The sequence below is a fragment of the Streptomyces lavendulae subsp. lavendulae genome (assembly GCF_002803845.1).
Classification (GTDB): Bacteria; Actinomycetota; Actinomycetes; order Streptomycetales; family Streptomycetaceae; genus Streptomyces; species Streptomyces lavendulae.
The window spans coordinates 488,651-509,564 of the sequence record NZ_CP024985.1; the positions used below are offsets into that span (position 1 = coordinate 488,651).

21 protein-coding genes and 1 pseudogene are annotated in these 20,914 nt (G+C 74.7%); 10 read left to right on the forward strand and 12 right to left on the reverse strand.

Annotated elements, in window-relative coordinates:
* Positions 1–997 precede the first annotated feature (997 nt).
* The 3 genes and pseudogenes from SLAV_RS02435 to SLAV_RS43045 all read left to right on the forward strand — a co-directional run.
* Positions 998–1,261: a helix-turn-helix domain-containing protein gene (locus SLAV_RS02435; protein WP_030226466.1), complete on the forward strand. Its 264-nt coding sequence runs from the start codon at positions 998–1,000 to the stop codon at positions 1,259–1,261.
* Between the two features lie 113 nt (positions 1,262–1,374).
* Positions 1,375–1,665 (forward strand): hypothetical protein, encoded by a 291-nt coding sequence (locus SLAV_RS41465; protein WP_030226465.1) that lies wholly within the window; start codon positions 1,375–1,377, stop codon positions 1,663–1,665.
* 129 nt (positions 1,666–1,794) lie between these two features.
* Positions 1,795–2,193, forward strand: a pseudogene (locus tag SLAV_RS43045) (Fic family protein); the annotation flags it as partial.
* A gap of 520 nt (positions 2,194–2,713) precedes the next feature.
* Here SLAV_RS43045 and SLAV_RS02450 read toward each other — a convergent pair.
* A complete protein-coding gene (locus SLAV_RS02450; protein WP_030226460.1) occupies positions 2,714–3,586 on the reverse strand; it encodes a LysR family transcriptional regulator in 873 nt (290 codons plus the stop codon).
* Positions 3,587–3,666: 80 nt separating this feature from the next.
* Here SLAV_RS02450 and SLAV_RS02455 point away from each other — a divergent pair, with 80 nt between their 5' ends.
* Together SLAV_RS02455 and SLAV_RS02460 are read left to right on the forward strand one after the other, a co-directional pair.
* Complete coding sequence (locus SLAV_RS02455; protein WP_037686406.1) at positions 3,667–4,185, forward strand: cupin domain-containing protein; 519 nt, start codon at positions 3,667–3,669, stop codon at positions 4,183–4,185.
* Positions 4,182–4,544, forward strand: a complete 363-nt coding sequence (locus tag SLAV_RS02460; RefSeq protein ID WP_030226454.1) for a DoxX family protein — start codon at positions 4,182–4,184, stop codon at positions 4,542–4,544. The genes SLAV_RS02455 and SLAV_RS02460 overlap by 4 nt, the downstream gene beginning before the upstream one ends.
* A gap of 42 nt (positions 4,545–4,586) precedes the next feature.
* Here SLAV_RS02460 and SLAV_RS02465 read toward each other — a convergent pair whose 3' ends face one another.
* Positions 4,587–5,792 (reverse strand): cytochrome P450, encoded by a 1,206-nt coding sequence (locus tag SLAV_RS02465; protein ID WP_030226452.1) that lies wholly within the window; start codon positions 5,790–5,792, stop codon positions 4,587–4,589.
* Between the two features lie 353 nt (positions 5,793–6,145).
* Between SLAV_RS02465 and SLAV_RS02470 the strand changes: the two genes are divergently transcribed.
* The 3 genes from SLAV_RS02470 to SLAV_RS02480 all read left to right on the forward strand — a co-directional run bounded on the left by SLAV_RS02470 (position 6,146) and on the right by SLAV_RS02480 (position 10,357).
* Positions 6,146–6,418 carry a DUF8686 domain-containing protein gene (locus SLAV_RS02470; protein ID WP_051840374.1) on the forward strand — a complete coding sequence of 91 codons (273 nt, stop codon included), beginning with the start codon at positions 6,146–6,148 and terminating at the stop codon, positions 6,416–6,418.
* A gap of 142 nt (positions 6,419–6,560) precedes the next feature.
* The gene (locus SLAV_RS02475) at positions 6,561–9,260 is read left to right on the forward strand and encodes an AAA family ATPase (RefSeq protein ID WP_037686442.1); all 2,700 of its coding nucleotides are present in this window, start codon (positions 6,561–6,563) and stop codon (positions 9,258–9,260) included.
* Between the two features lie 95 nt (positions 9,261–9,355).
* On the forward strand, positions 9,356–10,357 hold the full coding sequence (locus tag SLAV_RS02480; protein WP_030226447.1) for an AraC-like ligand-binding domain-containing protein: 1,002 nt from the start codon (positions 9,356–9,358) through the stop codon (positions 10,355–10,357).
* Positions 10,358–10,387: 30 nt separating this feature from the next.
* Here SLAV_RS02480 and SLAV_RS02485 read toward each other — a convergent pair whose 3' ends face one another.
* The 7 genes from SLAV_RS02485 to SLAV_RS02515 all read right to left on the reverse strand — a co-directional run bounded on the left by SLAV_RS02485 (position 10,388) and on the right by SLAV_RS02515 (position 17,173).
* Positions 10,388–11,107, reverse strand: a complete 720-nt coding sequence (locus SLAV_RS02485; protein WP_030226445.1) for a GPR1/FUN34/YaaH family transporter — start codon at positions 11,105–11,107, stop codon at positions 10,388–10,390.
* 17 nt (positions 11,108–11,124) lie between these two features.
* Entirely contained in the window at positions 11,125–13,020 is a 1,896-nt protein-coding gene (locus tag SLAV_RS02490; RefSeq protein WP_037686405.1) for an amidohydrolase, read from the reverse strand.
* Positions 13,017–13,970 carry an alpha/beta hydrolase gene (locus tag SLAV_RS02495; protein WP_030226441.1) on the reverse strand — a complete coding sequence of 318 codons (954 nt, stop codon included), beginning with the start codon at positions 13,968–13,970 and terminating at the stop codon, positions 13,017–13,019. The genes SLAV_RS02490 and SLAV_RS02495 overlap by 4 nt, the downstream gene beginning before the upstream one ends.
* 121 nt (positions 13,971–14,091) lie before the next feature.
* Positions 14,092–14,922, reverse strand: coding sequence for an alpha/beta fold hydrolase (locus SLAV_RS02500; protein WP_030226439.1), 831 nt, complete (start codon positions 14,920–14,922; stop codon positions 14,092–14,094).
* A gap of 48 nt (positions 14,923–14,970) precedes the next feature.
* On the reverse strand, positions 14,971–15,462 hold the full coding sequence (locus tag SLAV_RS02505; protein ID WP_030226438.1) for a DoxX family protein: 492 nt from the start codon (positions 15,460–15,462) through the stop codon (positions 14,971–14,973).
* A gap of 5 nt (positions 15,463–15,467) precedes the next feature.
* Complete coding sequence (locus SLAV_RS02510; RefSeq protein ID WP_030226436.1) at positions 15,468–16,130, reverse strand: hydrolase; 663 nt, start codon at positions 16,128–16,130, stop codon at positions 15,468–15,470.
* Between the two features lie 185 nt (positions 16,131–16,315).
* Complete coding sequence (locus tag SLAV_RS02515) at positions 16,316–17,173, reverse strand: helix-turn-helix transcriptional regulator (RefSeq protein ID WP_030226434.1); 858 nt, start codon at positions 17,171–17,173, stop codon at positions 16,316–16,318.
* 174 nt (positions 17,174–17,347) lie between these two features.
* Here SLAV_RS02515 and SLAV_RS02520 point away from each other — a divergent pair, with 174 nt between their 5' ends.
* Both SLAV_RS02520 and SLAV_RS40795 read left to right on the forward strand, forming a co-directional pair.
* A complete protein-coding gene (locus tag SLAV_RS02520) occupies positions 17,348–18,091 on the forward strand; it encodes an SDR family oxidoreductase (protein ID WP_030226432.1) in 744 nt (247 codons plus the stop codon).
* Positions 18,088–18,225, forward strand: a complete 138-nt coding sequence (locus tag SLAV_RS40795; protein WP_158740480.1) for a hypothetical protein — start codon at positions 18,088–18,090, stop codon at positions 18,223–18,225. Before SLAV_RS02520 ends, SLAV_RS40795 begins: the two co-directional genes overlap by 4 nt.
* Positions 18,226–18,269: 44 nt before the next feature.
* Here the strand turns inward: SLAV_RS40795 and SLAV_RS02525 are convergent, their stop codons facing one another.
* The 3 genes from SLAV_RS02525 to SLAV_RS02535 all read right to left on the reverse strand — a co-directional run bounded on the left by SLAV_RS02525 (position 18,270) and on the right by SLAV_RS02535 (position 20,714).
* Positions 18,270–19,082, reverse strand: coding sequence for a hypothetical protein (locus tag SLAV_RS02525; protein ID WP_051840370.1), 813 nt, complete (start codon positions 19,080–19,082; stop codon positions 18,270–18,272).
* A gap of 137 nt (positions 19,083–19,219) precedes the next feature.
* Positions 19,220–19,729, reverse strand: a complete 510-nt coding sequence (locus SLAV_RS02530; protein WP_234333425.1) for a RidA family protein — start codon at positions 19,727–19,729, stop codon at positions 19,220–19,222.
* A 199-nt stretch (positions 19,730–19,928) separates the two neighbouring features.
* Positions 19,929–20,714 carry a dienelactone hydrolase family protein gene (locus SLAV_RS02535; RefSeq protein ID WP_051840368.1) on the reverse strand — a complete coding sequence of 262 codons (786 nt, stop codon included), beginning with the start codon at positions 20,712–20,714 and terminating at the stop codon, positions 19,929–19,931.
* Positions 20,715–20,914: the final 200 nt, after the last annotated feature.

Consider the following 20,914-nt stretch of genomic DNA (forward strand, 5'->3'; position numbering starts at 1 on the left):
GCCCGCGGCGCCGGGTCCGCCGTCCGGGCCCGGCACGCCGAACACGCACTGCCGGCGGCCGCCGACCCCGCCGCGGCCACGCGTGCTCGCCGAAGGCGCCGCCTAGGTCCTCGCCCGACACCGTGGCCGGACGCGCCCCCGAGGTGCTGGCCCTGCTGGGCTGTGCCGAACTGTTCGTGGAGCGGTTCGCCGACGCCCGCCGCCACCTCTCGCGGGGCCTGGCGACCGCGGGCGGGGGCGCGCACAAGCACATCGCGGTCAACCAGCTGCTCGGGCTGTCGATCCTCGACCAGTGGGCGGGCCGTCTCGACGCGGCGCAGCAGCACGCCCGCGAGGCCGAGCGGCTCGCCGGGGAGATCGGTGCCCCGGACGCGGCGGGACTCGCCGTCGCGCTGCGCGCCTCGGCACTGTTGTGGGCCGCCCCGCGCGCGCCGGACCGCCGAGGCGGTGGAGCCGGCCGGGGCGGGGCTGCGGGCCACCGTTCCCGGCACCGGCTGGTGGGCGGGCTCCGCCCCGGGCCTGCTCGCGGTGGCCAGGCTGATGGGCGGCGACCCGGCCGCTTGCCTGCGCACCCTGATGGAGGGCGGCGGCGAGGACCTCACGCTGCTCCAACCTCCCTCCCGGCCTTCTCTGTTCGCGCTGATGACCACCGCGGCGGCCCAGTGCGGCGACCTCGCCTCGGCCGCCCGCGCCGCCCGTGCGGCCGACGCCGCTGCCGGGCGGCTCGGCAGGCCGCCGTTCCAGCAGGCGCAGGCGGACCGGGCGGGAGCCGCGCTCGCCCTCGCGCAGGGCGATCCCGCCCGTGCGGCGGCCCTCTCCCTGGACGCCGCACGGGCCTTCGAGGTCTTGCGGATGCCGGTCCTGCAGGCGTGGACGCTGATCGCCGCGACCCCCCGCCCTGGCTGCCGCGCACGGCCACGCGGCGGCCCTCGGACCGCTCGACGGGGCCCTGGAGGCCGCGCGGCGGTGCGGGGCGCTGCGCCTGTACGAGGACGGTGTGCGGGCCCGGGCCGCGCTCACGGCCACCGCCACCGCCCCCGTCTCCGTCTCCCGGCCGGGCGGCGGCCCGCTCGCCACGCTCAGCGTCCGGGAGCAGGAGGTGGCCGAGCTCGCCGCCGCCGGGCTGTCCTCGCGGCAGGTCGCCGAGCGCCTCGTCCTGAGCACCCGGACCGTCGACACCCACCTCGGCAATGCCTACCGCAAGCTCGGCGTCTCCTCGCGGGTGGCGCTGGCCCGGCTCCTGGGGCCGCCGGTTGCGTAGGTGCCTTGCGTAGACCTACGGATGTCCGCCGCCGCGGCGGCCGCCAGACTCCTCCGCGACGGGGCGTGCGCAGCGCACACCCCGACCCCCAACTCACCTCCCGTGGAGAGACCGTGCGGCCCAAGACCGCGCTGGGTACCGTCGCACTCGGCGTCACCGTCCTCACCGCCGCGCCCGCCCTGGTGGCTCCGCAGGCGGCGTTCGCCGCCGACTGCTACACGAGCTGCGACCCCTGGGACAACGTCAACGATCCCATCATCGTCATCGGGCACACTCCGCCCGAGTCGGACCACAGCGGCCAGCCCTGGTACGGGAGCGGCGGCGGGAGCGGCTCGCACACCACCGCCATCGTGATCAGCGAGGGCGCGAAGCGGGAGGAGGCGATCGACGACCAGTTCAAGTAGGCCCGCGACCGCGCGCACGAGGCGCTGGCCGCGCTCGGCTCGGCCGCCGCCGCGCACCTCGGCAATCCCGACCTCTTCCACCGCCCCCGCACCCGGCTGCACCTGCGGCACGTGGACCCCGCCGATCCGGTGCTGCTCGCCGAGCGGATCGCCGACGCCGCCGAGGGCCGCACCGCGGCGGGTCTGCTCGCCGTCGCCTCCGTACGCGAGGAACTGCGCGAACGGCCCGGCCGACGGCCCTGCTTCACCCCGGACGCGCTCGCGGAACTGCACCGGATGCTCGTGGCCGCCGACCCGAACATCCCCGGCCCGGGCGGCTTGCGGCGCACCCCCGCACGGGTCACCTGGCCCGACGGGCAGCGCTTCGCCATCGCCGTCGCTCCGGGCCGGGCCCTGCACGGCCACGTCGAGCGCTGGTGCCGCTGGGCCGTGCGGACGGCCTCGCCGGCGCTGGACGCCGCCGCGTTCGGGATGCTGCGGCTGTTCACCGTCCACCCGTTCCCCGACGGCAACGGCCGCACCGCCCGCCTGCTCGCCCAGTGCGACCTCGTGGGCGCCGGTCTGGTGCCCGGCCTGCTGCTCGATGTCGAGGGCTGGGTCGACGCCCATCGCGCGGAGCACGACGAGGCCGTCGTCGCCGGGGCCGAGGGGGACTGGGAACGCTGGGGCGCCCTGTTCGCCCGGGTGGTCACCGAAACGGCCCGGCAGCGCGCCGCCACCGTCACCGCGTACGGGAACCTCCTCGACGCGGAGCTCGACGTGGTCGCGGGCGACCCGGCCGCGGCCGAGGTGCTGCGGCACTTCCGCTCCGGCCCGGCCGTGTCGGCCGAGTGGCTGCGCGGACGGACCGCGCACGCCCCCGGGCCGGCGCTGGCCCGGCTGCGGGAGGCGCGGATCCTCGTCGCGCACCCCCGCCTGGCGGACGCGCTGGTCCACCCGGGCCTGCTGGCCCTGCTCGACGCGCCGTACGAGCGGCAGGGGTCCCCGGGAGAGGGGGTGAGCGGCGCGGCCCGGGCGGGGAACCCGGACGGCCCCCGGCCCTGCCGTGTTACCGGTCGTCGCCGTCCGGGGCGCGGTAGGCGGGGACCGCGATGCGGACGAACGAGCGGATCAGGGGATTCGTGTCGCCCTCGTGCCACGCCACCACCACGCGGCTCGGGGGCATGTCCCTCAACGGCACCACGGTGAGTCCTTCCCCGGGCGCGTGCCCGACGGGGGTGAGGCCGACCGTGCCGTTCCAGAGGACGGCCTGTACGCACTCCTGCACGGCGCGGACCACCGGCCCCCGGCGGCGTTCGCCGCCGTTCCAGTACGCCTGCCAGAGGGGGTCGGTGCCCTCCGGGAACCGGAACCAGTGGCGGTCGGCCAGATCGGCCAGCTCCAGGCTGTCGCGGCGGGCCAGCGGATCGTCGGAGCGCAGCAGCGCCCCCACCGGATCGGCGCGCAGCTCGTGCACGGTCAGTCCGGTCGCGTCGAACGGCCCGCGGGTCAGGGCGATGTCGACCAGCCCGGCGTGCAGCCCGCAGGTGGGATCGGTCAGGTCGGTCTCGCGGATGCGGACCTCGACGTGCGGGTGGCGGCGGTGGTGGGCGCGGGCCAGCCGGGTCGCGCCCGGGTCGGTGGTGTCCCCCAGGAAGCCGACGGTGAGGGTCGTCGCGGCGCCGGCCGCCGCGGCCACGCGTACGCGGGCCCGGTCGGCCTGGTCGAGCAGGGCGCGCGCCTCGTCGAGCAGGACCGTTCCCGCGGGAGTGAGCGCGACACCGGCGGAGGAGCGGACGAGCAGCGTGAGACCGAGCTCGGTCTCCAGCCGCTTGATCGCCCGGCTCAGCGGCGGCTGGCTCATGTGCAGTCGGGCGGCGGCCCGGCCGAAGTGGAGTTCTTCGGCGACCGCCACGAAGTAGCGCAGCGTGCGTAGCTCCATGCTGCGACGATACCCGCAAGGTATCGAGGTTCCGGAACAGGTCTTGGACAGTCCGGGGGCGCGGGCCGTGGAATCGGTGCATGGCCGAAGAACCGAAGAACACCGCACCGACCGACTGTCCCACCGTATCCGTGGTCCGTCCCGGCGAGGGCGAGACGATCGTCCTGGGCACCACGCGGATGCGGGTCCTGGAGAACGGCAGCACCACGGGACACCGCCTCGGCATCGCCGAGTCCTTCATCGCGCCGCACACGCCCGGACCACCACAGCACCGTCACGCACGGCACGACGAGGGCTTCTACATCGTCTCCGGCACGGTGCGGTTCACGGTGGGGGACGAGGAGCACGACGCGACCGCGGGCACGCTCGTGATGGTCCCGCCCGGAGCCCCGCACACCTTCGCCAATACGACGGACCAGCCGGCCGTCATGCTCAGCACGTTCACGCCGGACCTGTACGTGCAGTACTTCCGGGACCTTCAGGACCTGTTCGCGGGCGGCCGGGTACCGACCCCGCAGGCGAACGTCGAGGTGATGGACCGGCACGCGACCGAGCCCGCCACCGGCTACGCCCGGCCCCGCAGCGGAGGGGACTCGTGAGCGCCGTCTACGGGATCCTCGCGGGCCCGCTCGCCCTCTTCTACCTCTACGGGGGCGGGGTGAAGATCGCCCGGAGCCGGGAGCGGCTCCGGCCGATGATGGCCTGGGTGGACAGCACGCCGATGCCGGCCGTCCGGGCCATCGGTGTGATCGAAGTGCTCGGCGCGTTCGGGCTGGTCCTCCCGCTGGTGACCGGCTCCGCGCCCTGGCCGGCCCTGGCCGCGGCCATCGGGTTCGTGGCCCTGCAGATCGGCGCGACCGGGGTCCACCTGCGCATGGGAGACCGCCGGATCGCCCTCAACCTCACGCTCATGCTCGTGGCCGCCGTCACCGCCTGGCTCGCGACCACCGGACCGTGACGGCGGGGGACCCGTGGTCGCCGGCTTCGCGGGCCAGCGGTCTCACCAGGTCGCGTACAGGGTCTGCGGTGAACGGTGGATGAGGGTCGGACGCATCGACGGCGGCGGACGGCGTCCGTCCAGCCGCAGGTCCGGCAGCAGGCGGGCGAACAGTTCCAGCGTCACGCGCAGTTGCGCGCGTGCCAGGCGGGCGCCCGGGCAGGTGTGCGGGCCGTGGCCGAAGGCGAGGTGGCGCCGGTCCACGGGGCGCCGGATGTCGAAGCGGTCCGCGTCCGCGTGGCGCTGCTCGTCGCGGTTGGCCGAGGCGTAGGCCACGAGCACGGCGGCTCCCGCGGGCAGCCGCGTACCGGCCAGCGTCACAGGCCGCGTCGTGACCCGTCTGAAGGCCTGGATCGCCGTGTCGAAGCGGGCGCATTCCTCCACGGCGGCCTCGGCCAGCAGCGGGTCCGCGCACAGCAGCGACCACTGCTCCCGGTCGCCCAGCAGGTGCAGCAGCGCGGTGGAGATCAGCGCGCTCGTCGTCAGGAAGCCCGCGATCAGCAGGTTCTGCAGGTTGGCGACCAGCTCGTGGCGCTGTTCGAGCGTCAGCTCCCCTTCCCCGGGGGCGAGGGCCGCCACCAGGTCCGAGCAGAGGTCCTCGCGGGGGCGGGCGCGGCGGTCGCGCACGTAGCCGTCGAGCAGGACCTGGAGTGCGACGACGTCCTCGGCGGCGGCTGCCTGTCCGGACGGGGACAGGGGCCGGAACAGCAGCTCCTCCGCCCGGTAGCCCCCGTGCACGGCAGTGGGGACGTCGGCCGGATCCAGTCCGATGAGCCGCCCGATGACCACACCGGGCAGCCGCCGGGCGTACGCCCCCACCAGCTCGGCGGAGCCGTCGGAGGCGAAGGCGTCCACCAGCTCGCGCGCCTGCTCGCGGGCGTACGGCAGCACCGCTTCGACCCGGCCTGGGTTCAGCCCTTGGTTCAGCGGGGTCCGATAGCGCCGGTGGGCGGCGCCGTCGGAGGAGACCACGGTCGGGCGCGGCCCGAAACCCCGGGCGAGGACCACGAGGGCGGCCTCGGACACGGGGACGTCCGGCAGCAGGGCGTTGGCGGAGGAGAAGTCCTCGGCACGGCGCAACACTTCCCGTACGTCGCCGTCCCGTGCGACCAGCCAGGCCTCTGCCTCGGGTATCCAGGTCAGCCCGTCGGCGCGGCGGGCGCGTGCGTAGTGCGGGTACGGATCGCGGTAGAAGGCGTCCCGGAGCATCCCCTGGTCCCCTGCTGACACACAGCCTCCCTCTCGGTGCCGGCCCCCCGGGAGGAACGCCCCGGTGCGACGGGCATCCTGCCCGACCCGCGGCCCGGCCGGAAGGGGGCCTGCACCGCCCTCTGCCACCGCTCCCATGCCGGTCGCCACCGACACACCCGCCCGGTTGCGGTGGATCGCCGGTGCGGTCGACGAGGATCGCAGTGCGGCCGTCCTCCGCCGGGTGGAGGTGGAGGCCACCGTCCAACGCGTCGACGCCGCGGCCAGGGAGCTGGTGCTGCGGGCCCGGGTCACCCCGCGCGGGTCCCTCGGCGAGGAGGAGGGGCCCGCCCCCGTGGCCGATCTCAACCGTGATGTGGGCGCTGGCGGCGTCCGTTCTCATCGGCGCCTGGTACCTGACCACCCGCAGCGAGGGCCTGGTGTGGCCCGCCCTGGCCTGGATGGCCGCCACGCTGTTCGCCCTCGCGGCGTTCCGCAACACCGCCCCCTGCACGCCCCCGATCGGCTGCGTGGTGGACTGGTTCGCCTTCCTGTGGGCCGAGACCGTCATCGCCCTCTCGCTGATCGCCGTGGTCATCACGAGCGTCCGCACCGCCCTCCACCAGGACGACGCCCTCAGTACTTGAGGGTGGCCGGGTTCCACCTGCGTCCCGGAAGATCTGCCGTGCCGTGCGCGTCCGGCCGACGATCCTCGCGAATTCGTCAATGGACCGGCGCCGACTATGCTCCGGCCGTACTTCCGCACAAAAGGGTTCCAGGAGTTCAGTGGTGATCGGACGTCAGGACGAACGGGCGTTCATCGCCGAAGCCCTCTCATCGCGCACGGTGTCGTCGGTGCTGCTCCTCGGGGAGCCCGGGGTGGGCAAGACCCTGCTCCTGGACACCGCCGTCGAGGAGGCCGCCCGGGCGGGCGCCCAGGTGCTGCGCGTACGGGGCAACGCCGCCGAGGCCGAACTCGCCTTCGCCGGCCTGCACCAGTTGCTGCTGCCCGTCCTGGGCGGCGTCGACGGGTTGCCGCCCCGTCAGCGGGCCGCGCTGCTGGCGGCGTTCGGCCTCGGCGACGATCCGACCCCGCCCGACCTGATGATGATGAGCCTGGCCGTGCTCACCCTCACCTCCCAGACCGCCTCCACCGCCCGGCTGCTGCTGGCCGTGGACGACGCCCAGTGGCTCGACCCCGGCAGCTGCCAGGTGCTCGGCTTCCTCGCCCGGCGCCTGGACGGCGAGTCGATCGGCCTGATCGTCGCCGCCCGCGGCTGCCGCCCCTACTGGCTCGACGCGGCCGTCCCGCAGCTGGTCGTGCCCCCGCTCCCGCCCGCGGAGGCGGAGGAACTCCTCGCCGCCCAGCCCGACGCACCCGTCGGCCCGGCCCGCCGCCATCTCCTCGACGCGGCCGCCGGCAACCCGCTGGCCCTGGTCGAGCTGGCGCGTACCGCCGCCCGCGACGGCGGGCTGCCCGCCACGGGACCCGTACCGGTCACCGATCTGCTGGAGCGGACCTTCGCCGCCCAGGTCGACGAACTGCCGGCAGCCACCCGCGCGGCGCTGGTGATCGCCGCCGCCGCCGAGGGCGCCGCCCTCGCCGATGTCCTCGCCGCGCTGCCGTCCGGCCCCGACACGGACGTGTGGCTGCCCGCCGAGCGCGCCGGGCTGGTGCGCCTCCAGGCCGACCGGATCAGCTTCCGCCACCCCCTGATCCGTTCCGCCATCTACGGCTCCGCCCCGTTCGCCGAGCGGCGCCGCGCCCACCTGGCGCTGGCGGCCGTCCTCGGAGCCGATCCCGACCGGCGGGCCTGGCAGCTGTCCGCCGCCACGGTCGCCCCCGACCCGGCGGTCTCGGGCGAGCTGGAGGGCACCGCCATGCGCGCCCTCAACCGGGGCGCCGTCGCCGAGACCGTGGCCGGACTCGTACGCTCCGCGCAGCTGAACCCCGTCGCGACCGAGCGGACCCGGCTGCTGTCGACCGCGGCCTACGCGGCCGTCGTCGCGGGTGACACCGACCGGGCCGAGGTCCTCGCCGCCGAGGCCTCCCGCCTCGAAGTGGGCCCGGACGCGCTGCGCTGGATATCGGCGCTCAGCGGCCTCGTCTCGATGCTGACCCTGCGGATGGAACGCGCCTTCGCGCTGGTGGTGCCCGACGAACTGCCCGGCTCGGCGCAGATCGACGCGGGCGTGTCCACGATCGCCACCGGTATCGCCTACCACTCGGGGATCCCCGCCCAGCGGGAGCGGATCCGGCCCATGCTCGCGGCGCGCGCCGACGACGACGGAATGGCGGCCCACCCCTTCCACCTGTGGGACACCGGGTGCACGGACCCGTTCGTCCACGGCGGGGCGATCCGCGCCCTGCTGCCCGCCGTCACCGCCGCCCCCGGCCTGCTCCCCACCGAACGGCACACGCTGGGCGTCCTGTGCCTGCTGCTCGACGAGACGGAGACGGCCGTCGGTCTGCTGGGCGAACTGGTCAATCCGCAGTGGGAGGACTCGGCCGACTTCCACGCCGGCACCACCGCCGCCGACCTGGCCTTCGCGAACCTCGACGCCGGCCGGTGGGCCGACGCCCGCCTCGGTGTCGAGCGGCTCGCCGACCGGTTCCTCGCGGGCCGGCACACCCTCGGGCCCGCCCGCGCCCTGGCCGCGCTCGCCACCGTGTGCGCCCTCACCGGTACGCCCGAGACGGCCCTGCGCCACGCGGCGGCCGTCCTCGCGGTCACCGGGCCGGCCTGCGCGCTCGCCACCGTCGCCCGCGCCCACCGGGCCGCCGGGCTGGCGGCCACCGCCCTCGGCGACCACGTCGCGGCCCACCGCCACCTGCGGTCCCTGTACGACGGATCGGGGGCGCCGCTGCACTACCACCTGTCCTGCTACGGAGTCGGCGACCTCGTGGCCGCCGCCGTGCTCACCGGCCAGGCCGAGGAGGCCCGTACCGTGCTCGCCCGCGTCCATGCCGAGGTCGGGGACGGGGCCTCGGCGCGGTTGCGCCAGATCCTGCTGCGCGCCTCGGCGCTGCTCGCCGGACCGGCCGACGCCGGGCCGTACTTCCGGGAGGCGCTGGAGGACCACGCGGGCGGGCGCTGGCCCTTCGAGCGCGGCCAGGTGTGGCTGGAGTACGGCGAATGGCTGCGCAGGCAGCGGCAGATCGCCGACGCCCGTGCGGCGCTGACGAAGGCCCGCGAGATCTTCGAGGGGCTCGGGGCCGGGTCCTGGGCGGCCCGCGCCGAGGCCGAACTGCGGGCGGCGGGCGTCGCCGTGGAGTCGGCCCGGCACAGCGCCCTGCGCTCCTTGACCCCGCAGCGGCAGCGGATCGTCCGCCTCGCCGCCCAGGGTCTGACCAACCGGGAGATCGGTGAGCGGCTGTTCCTCTCGCCGCGCACCGTGGGTACCCACCTCTACCAGGCCTTCCCCGTCCTCGGCGTGTCCGCGCGCAGCCAGCTGCGCGACGTCGTCGAGCAGGAACCGGGCGACTGAGGCGTCGACGACGTACGTCATGTGACGGATGGCCACGTCGGCGGCCGGCCCGAGAGTGGGAGCGGAACGACCGCACCGCAATCGGAGCCCCTCACATGTCCGTCGTACAGTCCATCCTGCCGCTGGCGCCCGGCGAACGCGCCGACTACTGGCACGACCTGGTGTCCGGTACCTTCGTCCCGCTCGACGTCCGCCTGCACGAGCCGGTGCCCTCGGCCGGGACGATCACCAGCCGGTGGCTCGGCCCGCTCCAGATCTCCGTGGTGGAGGCCGGGCCGCAGACGGTGGACCGCAGTACGCGCCGGATCGCCCAGGGCGGCGGGGAGTACGTGACCGTCACCCTCCAGCACCGGGGAAGCGCCCGGCTCACCCAGGACGGCCGGCAGGCCCTGGTCCGGCCGGGGTCCTTCACCTGCTCGGACGCCGGACGGCCCTACCTGCGCGAGCAGCCGGAGGCCTTCCGCTTCACCGCCTTCCGGGTGCCCAAGCAGGCCCTGGGCGTCTCGGACGGTGATCTGCGGGCGGCCACCGGCACCCTGTTCAGCGGGACGTCGGGAACGTCCGCGCTGGTGGCCGGGTTCCTGCACCGGCTCGCCGAGCAGGCCGCCGGGCTCGACCCGTACACCGCCCACCAGCTCGCCCTGACCACCACCGACCTGCTGGCCGTACTGGTCCGCGAGCGGCGGGGCCGGTTGGATCCGCAGGCGCCGGAGCACGTACGGGGCATGCTGGCCCGCGTCCGGGAGTACGTCCTGCGGCACCTGGGCGACCCCGCTCTGTGCCCGGAGCGGATCGCGGCGGACCACCACGTGTCGGTGCGCTACCTGCACAAGCTCTTCCGCGCCGAGGGCACGACGGTGGGGCGCTGGATCCTGCGCGAACGGCTGGAGCGCTGCCGCCGGGAGCTGGCCCGTCCGGCCCCGGCGGCTCCGACGGTCGCGGCCGTCGCCCAGCGCTGGGGGTTCGTCAGTCCCTCGCACTTCAGCCGTGCCTTCCGCGCCGCCTACGGCATGGCGCCGCGCGACTGGCAGGCCGCCGCCGGCCTCCGGCAGGCCGGGGCCGCCGGGGGCGGCGCGGCCGGCCAGGACCTCGCCTGACCGGCCGGGACCCGGTCGGGGCGCGGCGGGTCACAGGGTGCGGCGTACGCCCGCCTGCCGCTCGATGTTGCGCAGTTGCACGGCGAGGTCGCCCTCCACGGCGTGGTGTGCCGGTCCGCTGCGGCCGATCGGCAGCACCTCCTCGCCGCGCATGTCCTCCAGCATCAGCGCGAACGCCGCGTACGTGGCTACGAGCGCCACCACGATCCCCAGGGCCCCCGCCGTGTGCGTCAGCCATGCGGCGCCGGTGAGACCGCCCAGGCCGGTGGCCGCCCAGCGGGGCAGGGAGACCACCAGGACCAGCCACAGGGCCCGCTTGGGCCGCGTCACGGCCGCCATGAGCGCCCCGAAACACAGGAACGCCAGGTTGAACACGCCGAGCACCCGGGGCCCGCCGTGCGCGCCGCTGCCCATCACGAGGGCGTACGCGAGCCAGCTGCCGGCGAAGGTGCCCATCAGGGTGGCCGCGATCACGTCACGGGCCCCGAAGGCCAGTGCGCTGACGAGGAGTTGCAGGGCGAAGGCGGGCAGGACGCACAGTGCCACGGCCCGCCGGTCGGCGGGCCCCAGGAGGCCCAGTTGCAGGCAGCCCGTCATCACGGAGGCGATGGCCACCGTGAAGAAGCCCAGGGGCATCGGCGAGGCGATGGGCCGCAGGGTGATCCGGGTCATCGCCCGCAGGTCCGGCTCGAAGCGGCGCCCCGCCCCGGGAGCGGGTCCGGGGGCGTCGGCGGCGGGGTCGGTGCTCATCTGCTCGTCCTCCTCGTTCAGTGCGACAGGCACGGGTCGACGGGGTACGCCGGACCCGGCGCGGGCCCGGCACCGGATCGGGCGGCCCGCCAGGCGCGGTGCCGTTCGGACTCGGCCACGAACTCGGCCACGGCGTCGGCCTGACCGGCGCCGTCGCTGCGGGCGTATCCGCCGAAGTGGGCCACCGGGCTCCACGCCGGGGAGACCGGCGGTGCGGCCTCCTCCAGGCCCGCGTACTCGGCCGCGGCGTGCACGATGCGCCCGCCGACCACCGTGAGCACCGATTCGATGTCCGGGATGACCTCCTCGGGCACGGTGAGGTAGTCCTGTGAGAGCACGGCGAGGTCCGCGTAACAGCCCTCGCGCAGTACGCCCTTGACGTCCTCCTCGCCGGTCAGCCGGGCCCCGCCCCGGGTGTACAGGCCGAGCGCCTCCTGCCGGTCGAGCAGCTCCGCGGGCGGGCGCAGCGCCGTCCCGCCGACCGTGCGCCCGGTCACCAGCCAGTGCAGCGCCACCCACGGGTTGTACGAGGACACCCGCGTGGCGTCCGTCCCCGCGGCCACCGTCAGCCCCCGGTCGAGCATGGCGCGCACCGGCGGCGTACGGGAGGCGGCCGCGGCGCCGTAGCGGTCGAGGAAGACGCCGCCCTGGAAGGACATCCGGTTCTGTACGGACAGCGAGCCGCCGAGGGCGGCGATCCGGTCGAGGCTGTCGTCGCGTACCGTCTCGGCGTGGTCGAAGAGCCAGCGGTTCCCGGCGGGGAAGAGTCCCTCGGCGGCGAGCTTCTCGAAGACCGCCAGATCACGGCGGATGGTCTCGTCGTAGGTGGCGTGCAGCCGAAAGCCCCAGCCGTTCTCCATCAGCAGCCGCACCGCCTGCTCGAACTCGGCCTCGTAGTCGTCGGCGAGATCGGGCCGCGGCTCGGCGAAGTTCTCGAAGTCGGCTGCCGCCCAGGTGAGGTTCTCGCCCGCGCCGGCCAGGCGCAGCCACTCGTCCCCGTCTCCGGGCCGGACGGTCTGCGTCCAGCGGCGCAGGTCGGCCAGCTCCTGGCCGGCCGTCTGCGGGAAGAGGTAGTAGGAGATGCGCAGGGACAGTTCGCCGGTGCGGGCCAGGTCGACGACGGTGGCGTAGTCCTCGGGGAAGTTCTGGAAGCCGCCGGCGGCGTCGAGCGCCGAGGTGAGGCCGAACCGGTTGAGCTCCCGCAGGAAGTGGACGGTCGAGGTGCGCCGGTCGGCCTCGTCCAGCCGCGGGGCCCGTGCGAGGGTGGAGTAGAGCACGAGGGCGCCGGGCGCCGCCAGCAGCACCCCGGTCGGTTCCCCGTCCCGGCCGCGGACGATCTGCCCGCCGCGCGGGTCGGGGGTGTCCCGGGTGAACCCGGCGGCGCGGACGGCGGCCCGGTTCATGAGGGCCGACTGGTACAGGTGCAGGACGAAGACCGGGGTGTCGGGGGCCGCCGCGTTCAGCTCGGCGACCGTCGGCATGCGGCGCTCGGCGAACTGTTCGGGGGTCCAGCCGCCGACGACGCGGATCCACTGCCCCTTGGGCGTGCGGCCGGCCTGCTCGCGCAGCATGGCCAGGGCGCGGCGCAGGCTGCGGACCCCGTCCCAGCGCAGTTCCAGCACGTAGTTCAGGCCGCCGCGGATGACGTGCAGGTGCGAGTCGTTCAGGCCGGGGACCACCCGGCGGCCGAGCGCGTCGACCACGCGGGTGGCGGGGCCGACGAGCCCGGCGAGGTCGTGGTCGTCCCCCAGGGCCAGGATCCGGCCGTCGCGGACGGCCACGGCCCCGGCCGCGGGGCGGCCGGGGTCCCCGGTGAACACCTTGGCGTTGCGGACCACGAGGTCCGCGGTGCCAGGGTGCTGCTCCGGGGACGAGGCTATGCCGGCCACCGGCATGCCGGCGGTGGCCCTCATGCCAGGGCCTCCCGCAGGGTGTCGGTGGCGAGCCGCAGGGCCAGGCGGGCGGCCCGGGTGTCGCGCAGCGCGTCGAGCATCACGAAGTCGTGGATGGTGCCCAGGGCGCGCAGTGCGGTGACCGGGACGCCGGCCTCCCGGAGGCGGGCGGCGTACGCCTCGCCCTCGTCGCGCAGGACGTCGGCCTCGGCGGTGATGACGAGCGCGGGCGGCAGGCCGGTGAGCTGTTCGGTGGTGGCGCGCAGCGGTGAGGCGGTGACCTGGGCGCGCTCGGTCTCGTCGGTCGTGTACTGGTCCCAGAACCAGCGCATGGCGTCGCGGCGCAGGAAGTAGCCCTCGGCGAAGTCCTCGTAGGAGGCGGTGTCGAAGGAGGCGTCGGTGACGGGGTAGAAGAGCACCTGCGCGAGCAGACGCACGTCGCCGCGTTCCTTGGCCATCAGGGTCAGTGCGGCGCTCATGTTGCCGCCGACGGAGTCACCGGCGACGGCGATCCGGGCGGGGTCGAGGTCGTGGGCCGCGCCCTCGGCGGTGATCCAGCGGGCGACCGCGTAGCTCTGTTCGATGGCGACGGGGTAGCGGGCCTCGGGCGAGCGGTCGTACTCGGGGAAGACCACGGCGGCGTGCGCGCCGACGGCGAGTTCGCGCACCAGGCGGTCGTGGGTGTGGGCGTCGCCGAACACCCAGCCGGCGCCGTGGATGTAGAGGATCACGGGCAGCGTTCCGGTGGCGCCGCGCGGGCGGACGATCCGGGTGCGGACCTCGCCGGTGGGGCCGCCGGGTACGACGGTCCACTCGTCGTCCACGGGCGGCAGGGCGAAGCCCTCCCCGCTCTGTACGCCGTCCACGGCCTTGCGGCCTTCGGCGACGGGGATCTCGTAGAGGAAGGGCGGCTTCGCGGTGGCGTCGGCGAAGGCCTGGGCGGCGCCTTCCAGCACCGGTCGGTTCGGCATGGGGACTCCTTCGTTCGTCATCGGGTGGGATGGGATGAGGTGAGCGGACGGGGCCCAGGATCGTGCCGGTGGCCGCTCCCGGGCGGGAGAGGGCCACCGGCACGCCGGGGCAGGGGCCCGCTCAGCCCAGGAAGGCGAGCAGGGCGGAGTTGACCTCGGCGGCGTGCGTCCACAGCAGGCCGTGCGGGCCGCCGGGGATCACCTTCAGCTCGGCGCCGGAGATCAGCCGCGCGAGCGGGATCGCGGTGGAGTCGATGGGCAGGGTGCGGTCGGCGTCGCCGTGCACGATGAGCGTGGGCACGTCGATGCGGGGCAGGTCCTCGCGGAAGTCCGTCAGCCAGGCCCGGACGCAGTCGAGGGTGCCCTTGGCGGAGGCGCCGACGGCGACGTTCCAGCTCGCCTGCACCGCCTGCGCGCTGATCCGGTCGCCGCCGAGGACGTCCACGTTGTAGAAGTCGGCGAGGAAGTCGGTCATGAACGCGAACCGGTCGGCGCGGATGGCCTCCTCGATGCCCTTGAATACCACGCCGTCGACACCGGCCGGGTTGTCGTCGGTCTTCAGGAGGAAGGGCGGGACCACACCGATCATGACGGCCTTGGCAATCCGCTCGGAGCCGTGGGTGCCGAGGTAGCGGGTCACCTCGCCCGTGCCCATGGAGAAGCCGACCAGGACGGCGTCGCGCAGGTCGAGGGTGGTCAGCAGCTGGTTCAGGTCGGCGGCGAAGGTGTCGTAGTCGTAGCCGTCGGACGGCTGGTCGGAGCGGCCGAAGCCGCGCCGGTCGTAGGTGATGACCCGGTTCCCGGCGGCGAGCAGCGCGGCCGTCTGCTTCTCCCAGGACGCGCCGTTGAGCGGCCAGCCGTGGATCAGCACGACGGGCCGGCCGGTGCCGTGGTCCTCGTAGTAGAGCTCGACGGGCGCGGAGTTGCCCTCGGCGACCTTGATGTACGGCATGTGTGTACTCCTGTTGGTGAAGGGTCGTGCGTTTGTGAGGCGGGCCGGTCAGGCGGCCGGGGCGCGGTGCAGGGCGAGCCGGGCGAGGAGCCCGCTGCCGAGGCCGGCGGCGAGCACGGGGGCCGTCCACCACACGGGGTGGGGGGTCAGGCCCAGCGCCCGGTCGAGGGACCAGGCCCCGGGGCCGGTCGCGGTGAGGGCGGCGGCGGTGCCGATCAGCACGAGGGGGTACTCGTAGCCGTCGTTCTGCACCCACAGCCCGTTCGGCCACTTCACGGTGAGGGCCACCGTCATGACCCCGATGGCCCCGGTCGCGGCGAGCGGGGTCAGCAGTCCGGCGGCCAGCAGCAGTCCGGAGCCGATCTGGCCGCCGCCGGCGGCGAGGGCGGTCAGGGCCCCGCCGCGGAACCCGTCGGCCCGGAACTCCCGGGTGCCCCCGTCGAGGCCCTTGCCGCCGAGGTGCGTGCTGATCTTCTGTACTCCGTGGCCGGCGATGAGCAGGCCCACCAGCAGCCGCAGGATGAGGAGTCCGGCGTCCAAGGAGGTCAGCCGGCCGCGTGCGCGCCGATGACGGACTGCGCGTACACCACGCCGAGGCCGTAGGCCCCCGCGTGCTCCTTGACGATGTCCATGACGGCGCCGTAGGTCTCCTGGCGGGCCCAGTCGCGCTGGAGCTCCAGCAGGACCTGCACCCAGGTGACCGGCACCGCGCCGGCGGCGATCATCCGCTGGAGGGCGTGCTCGTGGGCGGCGGGGCTCACGCCGCCGGAGGCGTCGGTGACGACGTACACCTCGTAGCCCTGTTCCAGGGCGGACAGGGCGGGCAGGACGAGGCAGACCTCGGTCCACAGGCCGGACAGGACGATCTTCCGGCGGCCGGTGGCACGGACCGCCTCGACCAGCGCATCGTCCTCCCAGGCGTTCATGCTGGTGCGGTCCACGGGCTTCTGCTCCGGGAACACGGCGGCGAGCCGGGGCAGGAGGGGGCCGGAGAAGGACTCGGCGGCGACCGTGGTCAGGACGGCGGGCACGTCGAAGGCCCGGGCCGCCTTGGCGAGGCCGACCGTGCTGTTGATGATGGCGCCGCGGTCACCGCTGCCGGTGCCGAAGAACATCTGCGGCTGGTGGTCGATGAAGAGCATGACGCAGTTGTCGGGGGTGAGCAGGTCGGCGCTGGGGGCGGCGTGCACCTGGGTGATGTCGAACACGGGAACGTCCTCTCGCTGAACGGGGTGGAGGGACCGCAACGGTCGTGGGGTCCGGCCACCCGGCCGGGGTGACCGGCACTCCTCGAACGTAGATCCGTCCGGCCGGGGCGAGTTGACCCAGCGCGCCCGGCCCCTTGCCCCCGCGTGCACCGCCCGGTCGGGCCGTCCCGTGCGGGCCGTCCGGCTCAGGTCAGCGGTGCCCCGGTGCGCGGCGGCGCGTGGCCTGTGCGTGTGGCGTGGAGGCTGCCGAGCAGGGCGAGGCCCCGGTCGCTGGGACTGTCCGGTTCCGCGTGGTAGATCACGAGCTGCTGGCCCGGGGCTCCGCGTACGTCGAAGGACTGGTACGCGAGCGAGAGGGGGCCGACCTCGGGGTGGACGAGCTCCTTCGCCTCGTGGGTCTTGCCGCCGACGGTATGCGCCGGCCACAGCGCGGCGAACTCCTCGCTCTCCGCGAGCAGGACGTCCAGCACCTCGCGCAGGCGCGGGTAGTGCGGTTCGAGACCGGCCGCGTGGCGCAGCTCGGCGGCGACCGCCCCGGCCGCCCGGTGCCATCGCGCGTGGAAGGCGCGCCCGGCGGGATCGAGGAAGGTCATGAGGGCGAGGTTGTCGGCGGTCCGGAACGGCGAGAAGAGCGCCTCGGCGAGGGCGTTGGCGGCCAGCAGGTCCAGCGCCGGGTTGAGGACGAACGCGGGGGTGTGCGGGCAGCCGTCCAGCAGGCGGCGCAGCTGGGGCGCGACCGTCTCCCGCGGCCGTGCCCGGTCGCGCCGCGGCCCGCCGTCCGCCAGCCGGTACAGGTGGGCGAGCCCCTCGCGGTCCAGGCGCAGGGCGGCCCCGATCGCGTCGAGGATCTGCGCCGAGGGGCCGCGCTCGCGGCCCTGTTCCAGGCGGGCGTAGTAGTCGCCGTTCATCCCGGCGAGGACCGCCACCTCCTCCCGGCGCAGCCCCGCCACCCTGCGGCGGCCGTGGGAGGGGAGCCCCACGTCACCCGGCGTCAGCCGTGCGCGGCGGGCCCGGAGGAAGTCACCGAGGTCGTTGCTGCTCATCTCCCCAGGCTAGACCGGGCCCGTGCGGCGAGCCTGGGTGCGCCGTACCCCGGCACGGACCGTCCTGGCCCGGCCCCCGGCCGCCGCAGCAGACTCCGGGAACACGACCCCGTACGAGCCCTCCGGCCCCTCGACTCCGTTGCTCCGTACGGGACTTATCCGGAAGGAACAGGAATGACAGACACCACCACCGTCACCCGGGCCGTGGCCGTCACCGGCGCCAGCAGTGGCATCGGCGAAGCCGTCGCACGCCGTCTGGCAGCGGACGGGTACCGCGTCCTGCTCGGCGCGCGCCGGACGGACCGGCTCGAACGGATTGCGGCGGAGATCACCGAGGCGGGCGGGGAGGCCTCGTTCCGCAGGCTGGACGTCACGGACGCGGAGGACACCCGCGCCTTCGTGGACGCGGCGCTCGGCTCCTACGGCCGCCTCGACGCCCTGGTGAACAACGCGGGCCTGATGCCGCTGTCCCCGCTCGGCGCACTGCGGACCGAGGACTGGGACCGCATGCTCGACGTGAACGTCCGGGGCGTCCTGCACGGCATCGCCGCCGCCCTGCCCCCGATGCGCGCCCGGGGCGGCGGGCACATCGTGAACATCGCCTCCGTGGGCGCCTACGAGGTCTCCCCCACCGCCGCCGTGTACTGCGCCACCAAGTTCGCCGTCCGCGCGATCTCCGAAGGCCTGCGTCAGGAGTCCGCGGGCGGCATCCGGGTCACCCTCGTGTCCCCGGGCGTCACCGAGTCCGAGCTCGCCGACACCATCACCGACCCCGTGGCCCGGGAGGCGATGAAGGCCTACCGCGCCGTGGCGCTGCCCGCCTCGGCGATCGCGGGGGCCGTCGCCTACGCCCTGGCCCAGCCCTCGGAGGTCGACGTGAACGAGATCGTCGTGCGCCCCGCCGCGAGCCCCCGTTGACCGGCCCCGACGCGCTCGGCCTCGACCGGCGGCTACGGGAGCTGGAGGACAAGGAGGCGCTGCTGGTCCGTCAGCGGCTCGGGGTCGCCTGGACCTCCGGCGGGGACGCCCTGGGTACCCCCGGCGACCGGTGATCCCGCAGGTCCGCACCGTGTGAACGGCCGGCCCCGGCAGGGGGCTACGGGAGGGTGAGGGTGCGGTCGGGGTGGTCGGCGTCGCGGGCCTCCAGGGTCGGGTAGAGGCGCCATTGCCCGTCGCGGAGCGCCGCGACCGGGCAGGACCAGTTCTCGTGCGGTTCGGGGTCCAGGACGTGGGTGGTGGCCGTGGCGGCGTCGTGGATCACCAGCGAGAGGACCGCGATCGCCCCCATGCCGACGTGTCCCTGGAGGGGGTGGTCGTCCGGGGCGGCCATCTCCGTGACGTAGAAGCGGTCGTCCACCCAGTAGCCGGTCTCGTCGAGGAAGTTAGGCGCCTCCACCCTGATCCCGTCCACCCACAGCATCACCGTGGACCACTGTCCTTGGACGGTCACCGCCAGGTGGCGGTCGTCGGCGGTGAAGGCGGCACGTACCGCGAACGGGCTGTAGCAGTCCCAGAAGCCGCTGCAGGCGCCGGCCACCGGGCCGTGGCGCCGGATCCGGTCCCCGCTCGCGGGCGGCGGGGCCGGGTCCTGTGAGCAGGTCCGGGGCTCCCGGCAGGCGCGGTCGATGCGGCGGGTGCAGCCGAAGCCCAGCGCCGCGAAGTCCCGTGGCGACAGCCGGGAGAGCAGTTCGCCCAGCCGCTCGCCGTAGCCGTCCTCGCCGAGCCGCTCGGTCTGCTCGGCGGCGTCCGCCCACCACTGCCGGACGGCGCGTGCCTCGCAGGAGCGGTTCAGCCGGTCCTGCCACGGGTCCGTCTCCGGTTCCCACTCCGGCGCCTGCGGGCGGGCCGGTCGAAAGCCGGGCTCCGTCTCGGCGGTCGCCCGGTTCCTTCGCCTGCGCCACGGCCACATCGCGTGTCACCACCCCCGGCGACCGATCGTAGGCCCCGGAGCGGTGGTGCGGCGTCATCGGGCGGGCGGCGCCGGAGCGGTCGCACCGCCGCGACGCGCTGAGCGGCCGCGCGGCGGTAGCCGCGCGGCCCGCTCGGTCAGGAGCGCGGCGACACCAGTGCGACGGCCTCGATCTCCACCAGCTGGTCGGGGAACGCGAGGTCCGTGACGCCGAGGATGGTGTCGGTCGTGCGGTGGTTGCCGTTGTACTCCTTGTGCAGCCGCGCGGCCGTGTCGAAGTTCTTGCGCAGGTCCTTGGTGTAGATCTTCATGCTGACGATCTGGCTGCGCGGGATCCGGTAGTGCGCGAGCACCTTGTCCAGGTTGTCGAACGACGTGCGCACCTGCTTCTCGAAGTCGCCGACGCCCACCAGGTTCCCGGCCGCGTCGTGCGACAGCTGGCCCGAGATGTAGACCGTGTCCCCGGCTCTGATCGCCTGCGAGTAGCCGTAGGACCCCTCCCACGGCACGCCGAACCCGAAGTGGTCCCAGCCACGCCGCCCTTGGTCCTGTGCGCTGGCTCCCTGCAGCCCCGTGAAAGTGATCATCGCGGCGACGACCGCGCCCACCACGGCGGTGATGCCGAACCTGCGCCCTGACTTGGTCATTTCCCTTTGTCCTTTCGTCCCCAGTGGAGCCTGGAGCCCCGACATTGGCAGGGCACGAGCGAGAACTCCTCGAACGGGAATCGACCGGCCGTGGAACGGCGGCTGTTGCGCGGCCGCGGCCCGCCCGGACAGGGCCCGTTTCATCGCGGCCTCCTCGGCGTCCGCGGACGATCCGGCGTCCGCCGTCAGGCGTCAGGCGTCAGGCGTCAGGCGTGACGGCATCGCCCCGGCGGCGGGCCGCCGACACGTGCTCAGCGCCGGTCAGTGTGCGGTCGAGGAGGGTGAGCAGACGGTCCCAGTGGCGCTCCAGAGCGGCCGGGTCGAAGGCGTCGGTGTCGGACATGGTGAACCCGTGCACGGTGCCGGGGTAGATCTCGGAGGTGTGGTCGACGCCCGCCGCGTCCAGGGCCCGGTTGAGCTCGCCGAGGGACTCGGGCGTCAGGTCGCTCGCGGCGTGGCCGAAGTACACCTGGGCCGTGATCGCCGCGAGGGAGTCGGGCCCGTCCGCCCCCACGGGGGCGTGGAACGCGGCGACGGCGGCCACCTGGCCGGGGTGGGCCGCGGCGGTCCGCGTCGCCAGAAGGCCGCCGATGCAGTAGCCGGTCACCGCCACCGGTCCGGCGGCGACCTCGGGCCGGGTGGTGAGGAACCCGAGGTAGGCGTCGGCGTCTTTCAGGGCACGCTCCGCGGTGTGCTCCTCGATCAGGGGCATCAGCCGGGCGAAGACGGCGGGCCGGTCCTCTTCTCCGATGTACTCGGGAAGCTCGATCACCGGGGCCGGGCCGTGCCGGTAGAAGGGGTTGGGGACGAGCACGTAGTAGCCGTGCCCTGCCAGTTCGCGGGCCATCTCCCGCACCACGGGCCGGATGCCGAAGCCGTCCGGGTACATCAGAACCCCTGGGTGCCGCTCGCCACGGTCGGGAAAGGCGACGAAGGCGTCGGCCTGGCCGTCGGCGGTGGGAACGTGCAGCATCTTGGTGGGCATGTGTTCTCCTGTCGTGGTTGACGTATCGAGCGGTGGTCAACACGACAGGAGGCGGAGCCCGCGCGGCAGCGCCGGATCCGCGGTCCGACTGTGGGCCGGCACCGGCCCGTACGGCGCTCAGAGCAGCGCCGGGTCACCGATCCGTGTGTGGCGCAGGGCCGTCCCGGTAGTCATAGCCGCATAACGTAGCCGACGGGACA